Source organism: Pseudomonas kermanshahensis (assembly GCF_014269205.2).
In the GTDB taxonomy this organism is placed as follows: Bacteria; Pseudomonadota; Gammaproteobacteria; order Pseudomonadales; family Pseudomonadaceae; genus Aquipseudomonas; species Aquipseudomonas kermanshahensis.
This window is the reverse complement of the sequence record NZ_JABWRY020000001.1, coordinates 4548778-4564334: the sequence shown is the minus strand read 5'-3', so window position 1 is coordinate 4564334 and position 15557 is coordinate 4548778. Positions and strand designations below refer to the sequence as shown.

At 63.4% G+C, this 15557-nt stretch carries 10 protein-coding genes; 3 read left to right on the top strand and 7 right to left on the bottom strand.

Features of this window, described 5'->3' with window-relative positions; all coding sequences use genetic code 11:
• Nucleotides 1–4: 4 nt before the first annotated feature.
• From HU764_RS20430 to HU764_RS20420, 3 genes are all read right to left on the bottom strand, one after another.
• The gene (locus tag HU764_RS20430) at nucleotides 5–2416 is read right to left on the bottom strand and encodes a glucose/quinate/shikimate family membrane-bound PQQ-dependent dehydrogenase (RefSeq protein WP_186677504.1); all 2412 of its coding nucleotides are present in this window, start codon (nucleotides 2414–2416) and stop codon (nucleotides 5–7) included.
• Nucleotides 2417–2447: 31 nt separating this feature from the next.
• Nucleotides 2448–3782 carry a carbohydrate porin gene (locus HU764_RS20425; RefSeq protein ID WP_186702549.1) on the bottom strand — a complete coding sequence of 445 codons (1335 nt, stop codon included), beginning with the start codon at nucleotides 3780–3782 and terminating at the stop codon, nucleotides 2448–2450.
• Nucleotides 3783–4102: 320 nt separating this feature from the next.
• Complete coding sequence (locus tag HU764_RS20420) at nucleotides 4103–6154, bottom strand: TonB-dependent receptor (RefSeq protein ID WP_186702550.1); 2052 nt, start codon at nucleotides 6152–6154, stop codon at nucleotides 4103–4105.
• 164 nt (nucleotides 6155–6318) lie between these two features.
• Between HU764_RS20420 and HU764_RS20415 the strand changes: the two genes are divergently transcribed.
• Together HU764_RS20415 and HU764_RS20410 are read left to right on the top strand one after the other, a co-directional pair.
• Nucleotides 6319–6540, top strand: a complete 222-nt coding sequence (locus tag HU764_RS20415) for a VF530 family protein (RefSeq protein ID WP_027594165.1) — start codon at nucleotides 6319–6321, stop codon at nucleotides 6538–6540.
• A gap of 1 nt (nucleotide 6541) precedes the next feature.
• Nucleotides 6542–7183, top strand: a complete 642-nt coding sequence (locus HU764_RS20410) for a Pr6Pr family membrane protein (RefSeq protein WP_186702551.1) — start codon at nucleotides 6542–6544, stop codon at nucleotides 7181–7183.
• 172 nt (nucleotides 7184–7355) lie between these two features.
• Here the strand turns inward: HU764_RS20410 and HU764_RS20405 are convergent, their stop codons facing one another.
• From HU764_RS20405 to HU764_RS20395, 3 genes are all read right to left on the bottom strand, one after another.
• Nucleotides 7356–8117 carry a siderophore-interacting protein gene (locus HU764_RS20405; protein ID WP_085273569.1) on the bottom strand — a complete coding sequence of 254 codons (762 nt, stop codon included), beginning with the start codon at nucleotides 8115–8117 and terminating at the stop codon, nucleotides 7356–7358.
• Nucleotides 8110–8655: a PadR family transcriptional regulator gene (locus HU764_RS20400; protein ID WP_027594168.1), complete on the bottom strand. Its 546-nt coding sequence runs from the start codon at nucleotides 8653–8655 to the stop codon at nucleotides 8110–8112. Before HU764_RS20400 ends, HU764_RS20405 begins: the two co-directional genes overlap by 8 nt.
• Nucleotides 8656–8742: 87 nt before the next feature.
• Nucleotides 8743–11880: a transglycosylase domain-containing protein gene (locus HU764_RS20395; RefSeq protein ID WP_186702552.1), complete on the bottom strand. Its 3138-nt coding sequence runs from the start codon at nucleotides 11878–11880 to the stop codon at nucleotides 8743–8745.
• Between the two features lie 419 nt (nucleotides 11881–12299).
• On the opposite strand from HU764_RS20395, the gene HU764_RS20390 reads away from it, so the two are divergent.
• A complete protein-coding gene (locus HU764_RS20390) occupies nucleotides 12300–13718 on the top strand; it encodes an amino acid permease (protein ID WP_099455156.1) in 1419 nt (472 codons plus the stop codon).
• Nucleotides 13719–13756: 38 nt separating this feature from the next.
• Here HU764_RS20390 and HU764_RS20385 read toward each other — a convergent pair whose 3' ends face one another.
• Entirely contained in the window at nucleotides 13757–15376 is a 1620-nt protein-coding gene (locus HU764_RS20385) for an FMN-binding glutamate synthase family protein (RefSeq protein WP_027594171.1), read from the bottom strand.
• Nucleotides 15377–15557: the final 181 nt, after the last annotated feature.

The following is a 15557-nucleotide window of genomic DNA, read 5'->3' as shown; positions in this document are numbered from 1 at the left end:
AAGCTTAGTCGGCGAGTTTGTAAGCGATGATGTAATCACCCATCTTGGTGCCCAGCGAGCCGTGGCCGCCAGCGGTCACCAGCACGTACTGCTTGCCGTCCTTGCCGCTGTAGGTCATCGGCGTGGCCTGGCCACCGGCCGGCAGGCGGGCTTTCCACAGTTCTTTACCGTTGTTGGTGTCGTAGGCACGCAGGTACTGGTCCAGGGTGCCGCTGAGGAAGCCGACGCCGCCTGCGGTAACGATCGAACCGCCCATGCTCGGCACGCCTACCGGCAGGCCGATTGGCACAGGTGTGCTGTCGCGGGTGGTGCCGTTCTTGTGCTTCCACACGACCTTGTTGGTGAACAGGTCGATGGCCGCCACATAGCCCCAGGCAGGCGCCTGGCACGGTACGCCCAGCGGCGACATGAACGGGTGCATGGTCACCGCGTACGGTGCGCCGGTGTTGGGTTGCACGCCGCTGGTCTCGCTTTCGCGCTTGCTGCCGGCGGCCACTTGCTCGCGCGGCACCATCTTCGACACGAAGGCCATGTAGTTGGGCGAGGTGAACAGCAACTGGCGTACCGGGTCGACCGACACGCTGCCCCAGTTGAACACGCCGACGTTACCTGGGTAGATCAGCGAACCCTGCTCGGACGGCGGGGTGTACTGGCCTTCGTAACGCAGTTCGCGGAACTGAATGCGGCACAGCATCTGGTCGAACGGTGTGGCGCCCCACATGGCCTGTTCGGTCAACTCAGGGCCGAGCAGGTTGAGGTCGGAGCGGGCCTGGGTCGGCGAGGTGTGGTCACCTTTCACGGCGCCTTGCGGGGTCGGGATTTCACGGATCGGCACGATCGGCGTGCCGTCGCGGCGGTCCAGCACATACAGGCTGCCCTGCTTGGTCGGCACGATGATCGCCGGCTTCACGCCATCGGCGGTCTTCAGGTGGACCAGGGTTGGCTGGCTGCCGACGTCCATGTCCCACAGGTCGTGGTGCGTGAACTGGTAGTTCCAGCGGGCCTTGCCGGTGGTCAGGTCGAGGGCGACAACACCTGCGCTGTACTTTTCCGCACCGGGGGTGCGGTCGGCGCCCCACTGGTCTGGGGTCTGGTTGCCCAGCGGCAGGTAGATCATGCCGAGGTCTTCATCGACACTGGCGATCGACCACATGTTTGCCGAGTTGCGGCTGTAGGTCTTGCCGGGTGCCAGAGGCTTGGTGTCGTCCGGGTTGTTGCTGTCCCAGTTCCACACCAGGTGGCCGTCGTGCACGTCGTAGGCGCGGATGACGCCGGAGGGCTCGTTGGTCGACTCGTTGTCGGTGACATGGCCGCCGATGATCACCAGATCACGGGTGATCGCCGCCGGCGAAGTGGAGTAGTAGCCGCCGGCGGTGAACGGGCCGATGCCGGTGGTCAGGTCGATCACGCCCTGGTTGGCGAAGCCTTCGCAGACCTTGCCGTTGTCGGCGTTGATGGCGATCAGGCGGGCGTCGGCGGTAGGCAGGTACAGGCGGCGCGGGCAGGCCTGGGCGACGGCTTGGCCGGCATCGGTGATTTTCGGTGCTGGGCTGCCATCACGGCTGACGTAGTTGTTCTCGTCATAGTACGAGACGCCGCGGCAGGTCATGTGGGCGAAGCCCTTGAAGGTCCCGACCGGGCTCTTGACCTGCGGGTCGTAGCGCCAGATTTCGGCGCCGGTGTCCGGGTCCAGGGCCAGCAGCTTGCTGTGCGCGGTGCAGGCGTAGAGCATGCCGTTGACTTTCAACGGGGTGTTCTGGTTGGTCAGCTCCACCGGGTCGTTGTCGGTCGGCAGGTCGCCGGTACGGATGCGCCAGGCTTCTTCCAGGCGGTAGGCGTTCTGCGGGGTGATCTGGCGCAGCGGCGAATAGCGGTCACCATGCTCGGTGCGGCCGTAGGCTTGCCATTCGCCGTCGGGCATGGCCGGCGCGGCGCTGGCCATTTCACTGCTCTCGCGGCCCAGTTCGCCGAACACTTCACCCGGGTGGGTGAACTGGCTGCCCAGGGCGCAGGCACCAGAGGCGACCACGGCGACGCTGAGCAGCGCGGTGTTGGCCTTGGCGGCCGGGCCGATCAGTGGGCGACGTGCCCAAGGCAGCAGCAGGACCACGCCAATGGCGAACCAGATGGCCAGGCGCGGCACCAGTTGCCACCAGTCCAAGCCCACTTCCAGCAATGCCCAGGCGGTGCTGCCGAGCAGCACCAGGCCGTACAGCCCGAGGGCGATGCGGCGCTGGGCCAGCAGCAGGATACCGGACAGGGCAAAGCCGATGCCGGCGATCAGGTAATACAGCGACCCCCCCAGCTGGCTCAGCTTGATGCCGCCAGCCAGCAGCGCCAGGCCCATCAGCAACAGCAGCACGCCCAGAAGGCGCGGTAGCCAGCGGGTTCCATTCTTGGCACTGTCAGTGCTCATCGTAGGTTCTCCGTTATGTCAAAAAGTTGATTCAGAAAGTGCTTTGGATCTTCAGGCCGCCGATCAGCGCATCGTCAACCTGCGACACCCCGCCCGGGTGGCGGATGTACTGCAGGTTGGGGCGCACTGTGAGCCAGTCGGCCAAGTGAATGCCGTAGTACAGCTCGGCGCTGTACTCCGTGTCCTGCACGGGCAGGAAGCCAGGGTTGTCGTAGTCGTCGAGGCCGGCGGCCTGGTTGGCCAGGCGGGCGTTCTTGCGGTAGGCCGGGTTGACGTGCACGCGGGCGAGGGCGAAACCAATGTCGTCCTTGGCGCGGGCATCGAAGGGCCCTTTGTATACCAGTCCTGCCTGAACATAGTTGTCGATGGCATTGGTCTTCTTGTCGTGCAAGGTGGCGTTGGCGAACAGGCTCAGGCCACGCGACTGGTCGGATGCCAGCGAGGTGACCTGCTGCTGGGCGCCGAGCCACATGCCGTGCTTGCTCGAACGGCTGCGGTAGGCGGCGCCACTGAGCGCGGCCGGCTGGCCGTTGCTGTCGTCGAGCACATCGTGTGCCTTGGCATTACTGTAGTAGTAGCCGGCGCGATATTCCCCTTTCAGGCCATTGACCTGTGGGCTCCACACCAGTTCGACCGGCAAGATGGCGCCCTGGGTGCCGCTGCCACTGAGCTTGAAACCGTTACCCGACTCCAGGTTGGAGGGGTTTTGCTCGTACACGCCGACCTGGGCATAGAGTGCGTCGGTGAGGTTGTAGCGCACGCGCAGGGCCCATTGGCTGACAGGCCAGTTGTACCAGATGCCACCCACCCAGTTGCCTACCTGCGAGCCACAGAAGGCCAGGTTCTGGAAATCGCAGGGGAAGCTGTTGAAGTCTTCGCCTTCGCCGAAACGGCCGAATTTGACGTCCAGCGCGCCGTCGAAGTACTTCTGCTTGACCCACAGTTGCGTGAGCCGCCAGGTTTCACCGCGGCCCCAGACTTCCTGAGCAGAAGTGAAGCCGCCGACACGCGGGTCGTTGATGCGGTCGTTGCTGATGTTGTCGCCGTGGCGCTCGGTGAGGGTCAGCTGGAATTCGGTGTCGTTCCAGCCGAGGATCTTTTCCAGGTCCAGGTGGCTACCGAAGGTGAACTGATCGCTGTAGCGCGCGGTACGGTCGTGGTCGAAGCCGCCGTGCAGGTTGCTGCCCATCTCGCCGGTATAGCCGAGGGTGAAGTCGTAACCTTTTGCCAGTAATTCACTGCGGGTGCCGCCCCAATCGCCCAGCATCCACGGGGAATCGCTGGCGAACATTTCGCTGGCGCTGGCAGGGGTTGCACAGGCGGTGAGGGCAAGGCCGATGAAACAGGTTTTGGGCAGCTGGAACATGAGATAGCGCTATCTTTTGATTATTGAACAAACGACAAGGGCATCGAAGGGCGGGCCCTTCAATGGAGTAGACAACAAGGTGGAGTCGATGAAGCGATTCAGCTTGCGGCGGGGAGGATATAGGGGAAGTTGTAAGAAAAAAAGACAAATTGTCGCAGTTGATTGTTGTCGATCCGGTAACAGTGCCGTTTGTAGGAGCAGCCTTGTGCTGCGAAGAGGCCGGTGAAATCAGTGAAGATTTGCTGTGTTATCTCCGGCCTCTTCGCAGCAGAAGGCTGCTCCTACACGCGAATGGGGGCGCAGGGCGCCCCAATGGCAGCTTAAAACGTCGTACGCAGCCCCACTTCCACACTGCGCCCCGGCGCTGGCGCAATATCCCGCAGAATCGAACTGGCATAGCGCACCGTCTGATCCGTCAGGTTTTCACCCCGCACGAAGGCCAGCCACTCGCTTTGCCCGATGTCGAAGCGATAGCCAACACTCGCGCCCAGCGTGGTGTAGCCATCGGTGCTGGTTTCGTTGGCCGGTGTGCGATGTTGCGACGCGGCATGCTGCACATCGACCCGCGCCTGCCAGCGGTCCAGCGCCCAGACCAGGCCGCTGTTCAACCGCAGCGGTGCGATTCGTGGCAATGGCTCGCCACTGTCGAGGTTCTTGGCCCGGGTGTAGTCGCCCGACAGCTCCAGCGCGAAGCTGCCATAGCGGTTCTCGACCAGTTGCCAGCGGTCTTGCGCCTCGATGCCATAGAAGCGCGCCCGCACGCCCTGATACTGGTATTCCGGGAAGCCGTCATGGTCGTGATCATGATCGTGGTCATGCTCGTCCTCGCCATGGTCGTGGTCATGGCCCTCACGCAGGTTGCCTGTGCCGATCAGGCCAATGTAGTTGCGAAAGTGGCTGTAGAAGACCCCGACGCTGCCTTTGTGAGTGCCGTTGTCGAAGCGCAGGGCCAAGTCACCGGAAATGGCCTTTTCCTTGTTCAGGCTGGCATCGCCCACCTCGTAAGCCCCGGTGGCCACATGCGCACCGTTGGCATACAGCTCATAGAAGGTTGGGGCGCGCTCGGTGTAGCCAAGGTTGGCGGCCAGTGCCCAGACCGGGTCGAGCTGGTACACCGCCCCGGAGGACAGGCTGAAAGCATTGAAACTGCTGGCGCTGTCGGCCGCGGCAAACGTCTCGTTGCCCTTGGCATCCGGGTCGACGCGGGTGTGCTCCAGGCGCGCGCCCAGGCTCAGGTTCAGGCGCTCGGTGGCCTGCCATTGCTCAAGCATGAACAGCGCCAGGCTGTCGGTATCGGTATGCGGGACGAACGCTTCCTCCCCCAGTGCCGAGAACTCGTTACGGCTGACCTGGGCACCGATCACCCCTTCAACCGGCCCGAGGGGCTGATGGCGCGCCTCGATGCGTGCCTCGTAGCCCTTGTTCTTGAAGGTGGTGTGCACCTCGCCTTCTTCGATTTCGCTGTGCTCGTAGTCGGTATAGCCGGCATCGACCTTGACCGAGCTGAACGGGCCTTCGAGGTCACGCAGTTCAGAGGCGAATGCGTAGTGGTCTTGCTGCATGTCCAAGCGTACGCCGGGTTCGGCCACCGAGCCGTAGTTGCTGTCGTAGCGGCTGTAGGACAGGCCGGCATAGCCATGGTCCCACTGGTAAGAGCCGCCGACGGCGCCCCCGTCCTGACGCCCGTCGCTGTTCTCCAGGCGGTGTTTGCTGCCCGGCTCGTCGGCGTCACGCACCTTAGAGCTGTGCGCGTAACCAGGGATGCGCAAATCGTTGAACTGGCGGCTGTTGGCGTCCAGGTGCAGGGCGAAGGCGCCGTTGCCGGCTTCCAGTTTACCGGCGCTGCTGCGGGTGGTGTCGGCGCCGCCATAACGCAGCTCGCCCGCCCCGTGGATGCCTTCGATCGGCGCATCGGGGATGCGGTTATCGAAGGTATTGACCACACCGCCAATGGCATTGCCGCCGTAGAGCAGGGCAGCGGGCCCGCGGACGATTTCGACCCGCTCCACGGTTACCGGGTCGAGCGGTACGGCGTGATCGTAGGACAGTGACGAGGCATCCAGTGCACCGACGCCGTTGCGCAGGATGCGGATGCGGTCGCCGTCCAGGCCGCGGATTACCGGGCGGCTGGCGCCAGGGCCGAACCAGGTAGAGGCGACGCCGGGCTGTTTGTTCAGGGTTTCACCGAGGCTGCCGTGTTGCTGTTGCAGCAGGTTGTCACCTTCGAGGACCGTACTCGGGGCGGCCAGTTGGCGATTGCCCAGCGGGTTGGCAGTGATGACCTGGGGTTCGAGTTCAACGGCCTGGCTGGGTGATGAGGCCAGCCACAGCGCGACGGCGAGGGGGGAGAGGCGGAGCGGGATGTACAGCATGGGGATGGGGCGTTCCTTGGCAGAGGCTTTTGTATTGTTACTGTATAACATTTCTATTTCAGCATAAGGCTTTCGCCTCTGGCCAGCGGTTTTTCAAGCGACCTGAGTCCCCTGGCCACTACACTCGTGTAAGGTGCGCACCTTTCCCACGCTGGAGCACTGGCATGAGTACGGCCCAACACAACGCGCTGCACGGCAAGACCCTGGAGCAGATCCTCACCGAACTGGTGGCTCACTACGAATGGCAGGGCCTTGCCGAGCGCGTCGATGTGCGTTGCTTCAAGAGCAACCCGACCATCAAGTCGAGCCTGACCTTCTTGCGCAAGACGCCCTGGGCGCGGGAGAAGGTCGAACAGCTGTACGTGAAGCTGCAGCGCAAGGCCTGAGGTGCGGCGCCATCCGTGGCTGAGCCTGGCCGCCGTGCTCGGTTGGTTCGGCCTTGCGGTGCAGGTCTATCTGGTGCTGTTGGCGCGCTGGCAGGAACAGGCCAGCCTGATTGGCGGCCTGGTCAACGTGTTCGGTTATTTCACCGTGCTGACCAACACCTTGGTAGCAACGGTTTTGAGCTATGCCGCGTTTGGCCGGGAGGGCAGCGCCAGGCGCTTCTTTCTGTTGCCGTCGGTCAGCTCCGCCGTGGCGGCCAGCATCGTGCTGGTGGCATTGGCCTACAGCGTGCTGCTGCGCCACTTGTGGCAACCCGAGGGCTGGCAATGGCTGGCAGACGAGTTGCTGCATGATGTGATGCCGGCGTTGTTCGTTCTGTACTGGTGGTGCGCGGTGCCCAAGGGCCATTTGCGGCTGTGGCACCTGGCGGGCTGGGCGCTGTACCCGGTGGGGTACTTTGCCTATGCGCTGTGGCGGGGCAGTGAGATTGGCGTGTATGCCTACCCCTTCATCGATGTGGCGAGCCTCGGGTATGGGCGGGTGATGCTCAATGCCCTCGGGGTGTTGGCGGGGTTCTGGGGTATCGGGCTGGTGTTGCTGGGGTTGGACCGCTGGCGCGGCCGGCAGTTGGCGGTCAGCGTGTAGGAGCAGCCTTGTGCTGCGAAGAGGCCAGTGGTACCTCTGAAGAACTGGGGTGATGCTACTGGCCTCTTCGCAGCACAAGGCTGCTCCTACAGAAAGCTGAGCTGCGCCCCAGATGTTGGGCACCCGTCCATTATCTGGGGCGAAGCTCGAGCGCGTTAGGCGAGAGCGGCGCTTACTCGTCGTCCGCAGTACCGTCCGCCCGCCAGTAGGCTGCTGCCTTCAAGGCATCGTCAGGCACGCCTTTTTCCAGCAGCAACGCCTTGGCCTGGCGGGTCAGGGCTTTTTCCAGCGCCACCCAGCCGTACAGCCTGCCTTGTGGCAAGGTCAGGTTCTTCAGCAGGGCGAGTAGGTCCTCTTCCTGGCGCCGGACCCAGATCACATCTACCTGCGCCTTGCTTGGCAGCGGCTGGCGTTCCTGTTCGTCTTCGATCTGGATTACCGCCAGCACGTGCCGGCCCGCGGGCAGTTCTTCAAGGCGGCGGCCGATAGCGGGGATCGCCGTCTCGTCACCGATCAGCAGGTAGCTGTCGAAGATATCCGGTACCACCATCGAGGCCCGTGGGCCGGCGATGTTCAGGTGTTGGCCTGGCGCAGCCTGGGCGGCCCAGGTGGAGGCAGGGCCATCACCGTGCAGGACGAAGTCGATGTCCAGTTCGTTGGCCACCAGGTCAATGCGCCGTGGCGTGTATTCGCGCATGGTGGGCCGTGCGCCGCCGTCGCGGCCCAGGTTACGGGCGTCGATGGCCTGCTGTTGTGCTGGCGTTTCGGCAAACAGCAGCTTCACATGATCGTCGGTACCGACGCTGGTAAAGCCCGCCAGTTCCGCACCGCCCAGGGTGATACGGCGCATGCGTGGGGTCAGGTCGGTGACGCGCAGCACGTCAAGGCGGCGCTGGCGGATTTCGTGGTTGACGCGGTGAATAGTGTCACTCATGGGTGTTCTCCGTAACGGCATCGTCCGGCCCGGAGGCAATGGCCTTGGCCGTGTTGTTGAGCAGGTCGCGGACCCGTTCGATTTCTTCTGGTGTCCAGCGCCCGCTGTGCATGTGCAGCGCATGGCGCAGGTTGCCGACCGCTTCGTGGATCTCGGGTGGGCGGTCGTGCCCGCGCAGGGCGCGTTTGCTGACTTCAATGCGCATGCGCACGCCGTCGAGGGCGACCGCTTGCTCGGCCAGGGCGGTGCGGCCGGCATCGGTGATGGCGTACAGGCGTTTGCTGCCCTGGACCTGGCCGCTGATCAGCTCGGCCTCTTCAAGGAAGTTGAGGGTCGGGTAGATGACGCCGGGGCTTGGGCTGTAGCTGCCGTCGAACAGGTTCTCGATCTGGCGGATCAAGTCATAGCCGTGGCCAGGTTGCTCAGCCAGCAGGGCCAGCATCAGCAGCTTGAGGTCGCCGGGGGCGAATACGCGAGGGCCGCGTTCGCCGCGGCCGGGGCGGCGCTCGAAAGGATCGTGGGGTGCAGGGTCGCGCATCAACATGGGCTCCGTCTTGTGCGATATATCTTAAGATATTACTCAAGATATATCTAAAGACAAGCCTTTAATGCCAATGATTATCATCTAAATGTTAGATGAGTCACTTCCGTGCATCGCAACCTGCGGCGCTTTACATTCATTCGGATTGCCCGGCTGCAGGTACGGCATGAGGATCGGCGCCATGCCCTTGAGCACTTGCACGGGCAGCGCCGAGGTGAATTTGAACGCTTCAGCCGAGCGCCCCGGCACGAATGCGGTCAAAGTGCCGAAGTGGTTATCGCCCAGGAAGAACACGAAGGTGGCGGTGCGGTTCAGCGAACGCGAGCCGATCAAGCGACCCCCGGCACCGAAGCTTTCGATGCGGTTGTCGCCGGTACCGGTCTTGCCGCCCATCACCAGCGGTGTACCGTCCTGCAGCTTGAAGCTGCCAGAAATACGCCGCGCAGTCCCCGCGTCGACCACTTGCGACATGGCGCCTTTGAGGGCCCGCGCGACCTCTACCGGGAGGATCCGCTGGCCGCGATCGGGGTCACTTACCAGCTTGGTCTCGTAGGGGGTGTTAGCGGCGAAGTGCAGGGTGTCGATGCGCAAGGTCGGCAGGCGCACGCCGTCGTTTTGAATGATGCCGACCAGTTCGGAGAGGGCGGCCGGGCGGTCACCCGAGCTGCCGATGGCGGTGGCCAGCGACGGCACCAGGTGGTCGAACGGATAGCCCACGCGCTTCCAGCGCTGATGGATGTCGAGGAACGCTTCAATCTCGACCATGGTGCGGATACGGCTGTCGCGTGCGCCCTGGTGGCGGCTCTTGAACAGCCAGCCATACACCTCCTGGCGTTCGAAGCGGCTGGCATTGACCATTTCGGTCAGCGTGGAGCTTGGGTGCTTGAGCAGGTAACCGAGCAGCCACAGGTCCAGCGGGTGGACCTTGGCGATGTAACCCTGGTCGGGCAAGTCGTACTTGCCCGGGCCGTAGGCGTCGTACATTTCCGACAGGCGACCGTCGGTGAGTTTGCCCAGGGCACTCTTGTCGTCCTTGCTGTGCGCGCGTACGAAGGCGTTGAAGGTTTCCTGGCCGGCTTCGGGGAACAGGTAGCGGTGCACCGCCGCCAGGCGCTGCGGGGTCACGCGCATGCTGTCGAGGAAGGTGTCCAGGCGTTGTTGCGAGGTTTTGCGCTGGTACTTCTTCCAGAAGCGCATCAGGTAGTTGGTGCCCTCCTTGTCGGCGAAACGGGCCAGGTATTCCTGGCGGCGGGGGTCGGCGTCGTCCTTGAGCAGCGGTACCCGATTGAACGGCTGTTGATAGGTGACGTAGCGCACCAGGTCGCGCATCAGGCGGATGAACGGCAGGTTGATCGATTCGCGCAGGGCGATCTTCAGCGTTGGGTTGCGGCTGTTGTCTTCCTTGCGGAAGTTGTTGAACACGTGCATGCCACCCCCGGTGAAGAAGGCTTCGCCGGTGTTGGCCGAATACTTGCGTTCCAGGGCGGCGTCGAGCATGGCATCTAGGTTCTGGTCCTTGCTGTTCTGCATCAGCCATTCCAGTGACCACTGGGTGATGCGGTCCAGTTCGGCCACCTCGACCTTCTTCAGTTCGGCAACGGGCTTGCCGGCATACTTGTCGTGCAGCTCGGCGATGATTTCCAGGTAGGTGGTGAGCACCCGCAGCTTGGCCGTCGAGCCCAATTCCAGCTTGCTGCCTTCGTTGATGTCGAACGGCTGGTCGGTGCTGTCGGTCTGCACCCGCACCCTCGAGCCATCGGCGGTGCGCTCGAACAGTGTGAAGCTGTAGCGCACTTGGTCGGTGGTCTTGGTGGTCAGCAGGCGTTCGCCGATCAGCCCGATCTGCGCCGCGAACTCAGGGTCCGAGAGGTTCTTCAGGTACTGGCTGACCTGCATCTGCAGGTCGGCCTGCAGGGTGCTGGTGGCCGACAGGTCGAGGCGGTCGAGGTCGTACAGCGGGCGGTTGAGCATGGCCGCCAGGCGATTGCGGGCCAGGCTGATGCCCTTGTTGGTGATGATCGGCACGATGGTCGGTTGTGCCACCCAGTCGCGATACACCGCCTTGCTGGCCAGCGCCGCATCGGCCAGCGGCTGGTCGATGACTTTGTTGGCGGCGAGCACACGCACATGGGAGTCGGTGAGTTCGGCCAGTTCGACCCGGCCTTTGGACAGGTAATGCGAGGGGCGGCGCTGGGCGATCATCAGCGACAGTACCTGGCGCAGGGCAAGGCCACGCGCGGCCAGGCTTTCGGGGTCGCTGGCGGTCGACAGCAGGGCCTGGTTGACCTGGTCGAAATCGGCGCCGTACCACACCCGCAAGCCTTCAGCCATGCCATGCACTTCACCGTGGCCGGGCACCGCCGAGAGCGGCACGCTGTTGAGGTAGTCGCGCACGATGCGCTGCCGGGCCTCGGTGGTGTCCGGGCCGCCCTGGTAGGCACGCACGCTGGCGGACACCATCTGGCGGATCTTCTCGGCGCCGGACACGGTCAGGCCGTCCGGCGAGTGGCGGTACTTCTCCAGCTGCGTCGCCAGGGTACTGCCACCGGCCGACTGGCCGGGCAAGGCAAAGTACTTGGCCACCTGGCTGTAGGCGGCCTTGGCGAAGCGCGGCCAGTCGACGGCCGGGTTGTTGCGCGGGTCGGTGGTGTCGAGCAGGTCGCGGTTTTCGATGAACAACAGGCTGTTGACCATCACCGGCGGGATCGCTGCAAAGTCCGGGTACAGGTGTTGCGGGTAGTTGTACTGGTAGAGCGTGTCGCCACGGCAGTCGGTAATCGACAGGCCAGCCTGAATTTTCTCGATATAGGGGGCGAACAGGCCGTGATCGACGTAGTCCATCAATGCGGGCGAGAACTGCACCTGTTCGCTGATCAGGTAGTCGCGTTTGAGCAGCCGCGGCAGGAATTCGCCCAGCGCGCTGTAGCCCAGGCGTTTGTCGAACGGGCCTTCACCGGGGTAGACGATGGCACCGCTGGGGCCTGGCTGCAGCGAGTAGGTCAGGGTGGTGGCGAGCTTGCTGAACTCCCGCGATTGCAGGTTGGAGGTGCGGAATTCGTCATAGGCGGCAAAGCCCAGGGCGATGAGGGCCACCAGCAGGATCAGAATGATCAGCCGCCACCAGAGCCGACGCTGACGTGGGGACTTTGCAGGTGGCGTCTCGGCCGGAGGGGTTGCGGGTGCTTCCGTTCTGGTTGGTTCCGATTGCCACAGTGCGCCCATAGTCTTCAATCCGGCCAGGTATTTTCGTCTTGCTTGTCTGAAGCTTAGACGTTGACCGGGTTAGGTGAAAAATTTGTAGGAAGGCGAGAAAAGTAGCGTAGGGATATGCGGCTTTGGTGTGGGTTTCGGGGCCAGGTGATGTTGATAAGGTGTCGCCCTGAATCTGCGGCGTGTAACAGCCTCAGAACCCTATCAGCGGTGAAATAGACCCGAGATTTCTCGCCAAATTTCCCCGTTTATACAGTGAAAATCCCTACAGGTAGCTTCCTATACTGCTCGCCCCTTCGGCCTGCCGGACGCTCTACTTCGGCACACGGGCCGGCCCACAAGGCCAGCCCGGCCAGGTCACCGCCCCGCCTATCGGCGCGGCAGTTGCGGCACGAAGGTCAAATCCAATAACAAAATGAGGTTGTATTGCTATGCCAGTCGGCAACCACCCTGCCCATGCCGAGACCGCACAAGGCGGCCCTCTCAAGCGTGAACTGGGCGAACGGCACATCCGTCTTATGGCGCTGGGCGCCTGTATCGGTGTCGGTCTCTTCCTCGGTTCGGCCAAAGCCATCGAAATGGCCGGCCCTGCCATCATGCTTTCCTACATCATCGGTGGCCTGGCCATCCTGGTCATCATGCGCGCCCTCGGTGAGATGGCCGTGCACAACCCCGTTGCCGGCTCGTTCAGCCGCTACGCCCAGGACTACCTTGGCCCATTGGCCGGTTTTCTCACCGGCTGGAACTACTGGTTCCTGTGGCTGGTGACCTGCGTGGCGGAAATCACCGCGGTGGCCATCTACATGGGCATCTGGTTCCCCGACGTACCCCGCTGGATCTGGGCCTTGGCAGCGCTGGGCAGCATGGGCGCGGTCAACCTGATTGCGGTCAAGGCATTCGGTGAGTTCGAGTTCTGGTTCGCCCTGATCAAGATCGTCACCATCATCGCCATGGTCCTGGGGGGCATCGGCATCATTGCCTTTGGCCTGGGCAACGACGGCGTGGCGGTGGGTATTTCCAACCTGTGGAGCAATGGCGGCTTCATGCCCAATGGCGTGACCGGTGTGCTGATGTCGCTGCAGATGGTGATGTTTGCCTACCTGGGCGTGGAAATGATCGGCCTGACCGCCGGCGAAGCGCGCAACCCGCAAAAAACCATCCCGCAGGCCATCGGCTCAGTGTTCTGGCGCATCCTGCTGTTCTACGTGGGCGCGCTGTTCGTGATCCTGTCGATCTACCCATGGAACGAAATCGGCAGCCAGGGCAGCCCGTTCGTGATGACCTTCGAGCGCCTCGGCATCAAGACTGCGGCCGGCATCATTAACTTCGTGGTCATCACGGCGGCCCTGTCGTCGTGCAACGGCGGTATCTTCAGCACTGGGCGCATGCTCTACAGCCTGGCGCAAAATGGCCAGGCCCCGGCGACCTTTGCCCGCACCTCGAAAAACGGTGTGCCGCGCAATGCGTTGCTGCTGTCGATTGGCGCGCTGTTGCTGGGCGTGCTGGCCAACTACCTAGTGCCGGAAAAAGTCTTCGTCTGGGTGACCTCGATCGCCACTTTCGGCGCGATCTGGACCTGGGTGATGATCCTGCTGGCGCAGCTCAAATTCCGCGCCGGGCTGTCGACTGCCGAGCGCAAGGCGTTGAAATACCGCATGTGGCTGTGGCCGCTGAGCTCCTACCTGGCACTGGCTTTCCTGGTGCTGGTGGTGGGGCTGATGGCGTATTTCGAGGATACCCGCGTGGCGCTGTACATCGGGCCGGCGTTCCTGGTCTTGCTGACCGCCTTGTACTACACCTTCCGCCTGGCGCCGAAGGAGGCGCAAGGGGTAGCGAGCACCGCATCCTGATGTGAACTGGCTGGGGCCGCAGAGCGGCCCCAGCCATGTCAGGCTGCCACCTCACTGTTCGGCTCGAAGCTGTCCGCCCTGGCCAGCTGCCACATCCGCGAATAAAACTGCCCATTCACCTCGCCGGTCAGCAACTCGCCCGGCTTGAGGAATACGTGCATCTGCGAGAACAGCTTGATCTCCGTGGCCGAAACGCGCCGCACCAGGTGCTTGGCCTCCAGTTGCGCGGGGTGGTCCAGGCCGGCCGCTGCCAGCATTTCGGCCAGGGCGCGCAGGGTGTTGTGGTGGAAGTTCAGCACCCGCTGGGCTTTGTCCGGCACCACCAGCGCACGCTGGCGCAACGGGTCTTGCGTGGCCACGCCAGTCGGGCACTTGTTGGTGTGGCAGCTTTGCGACTGGATGCAGCCAATGGCGAACATGAAGCCGCGCGCCGAGTTGGCCCAGTCGGCGCCGATGGCCAGCACGCTGGCGATATCGAACGCGCTGACGATCTTGCCGCTGGCGCCAAGCTTGATCTTGTCGCGCAGGTTCAGGCCCACCAGGGTGTTGTGCACGAACAGCAGGCCTTCGCGCAGCGGTACGCCTATGTGGTCGGTGAACTCTACCGGCGCAGCGCCGGTGCCGCCTTCCTTGCCGTCGACGACGATGAAGTCGGGCAGGATGCCGGTTTCCAGCATGGCCTTGGCGATACCCATGAACTCCCACGGGTGGCCCAGGCAGAACTTGAAGCCGACCGGCTTGCCGTCCGACAGCTCACGCAGTTGGGCGATGAACTGCATCATTTCTATCGGGGTGGAGAAGGCGCTGTGGCGTGACGGCGAGATACAGTCCTCGCCCATGAGCACGCCGCGGGTTTCGGCAATCTCCTGGGTCACTTTGTGCTTGGGCAGAATGCCGCCGTGGCCTGGCTTGGCGCCCTGGCTCATCTTGATCTCGATCATGCGCACCTGCGGGCTGCGAGCCTGGGCGGCGAAGCGCTCGGGGTCGAAGCGCCCGTCAGGCGTGCGGCAGCCAAAGTAGCCGCTGCCCAGCTCCCAGACCAGGTCGCCACCGTGTTCCCGGTGGTAAGGGCTGATGCTGCCTTCGCCGGTATCGTGGTGGAAGTTGCCCAGCTTAGCGCCCTGGTTGAGGGCGCGGATGGCGTTGGCGCTGAGTGAACCGAAGCTCATGGCGGAAATGTTGAAGATCGACGCCGAATACGGCTGCCGGCACTGCGGCCCGCCGACGATGACGCGGAAGCTCGCCGGGTCGGTCAGCGGTGCCGGGCGCATGGAGTGGCCGATGAATTCGAATCCGGACTCATACACGTCGATCAGGGTACCGAAGGGTTTGTCCGAGGCTTCGTTCTTGGCCCGGGCATAGACCAGCGAGCGTTGCGCGCGGGAGAAGGGCAGGGCGTCGCTGTCAGCTTCGAGCAGGTACTGGCGAATCTCTGGGCGAATGCCCTCGACCAGGTAACGGATGTTGCCGAGGATCGGGTAGTTGCGGCGTACAGCGTGGCGTTGCTGCAGCAAGTCGAACACACCGATCAGGCTGAGCACGGCAGTGGTCAGGGTGAACGGCCACAACCATTCATGGTGGGTGAACGGCAGGCTCGCCAGGGTGAACAGTACACAGGCGGCGAAGAAGGCGTAGCGGCTGAGAAGTGACAGGCTCATACGGGGTCCTTGCGATGGCGCGGTCAGGCTCAGGGCCTGGGGCAAACCCCGACCATAGCCCGGTTGGGCGATGCTGAAAATGAAAATCGGGGTATCGAAAATCATTCGTATGCCGGTTCGTCATCTGCGTGGTCTCCCCCAGCGAACTCCTTCGCGTCCTAGTCATCCCCACTTATATCTG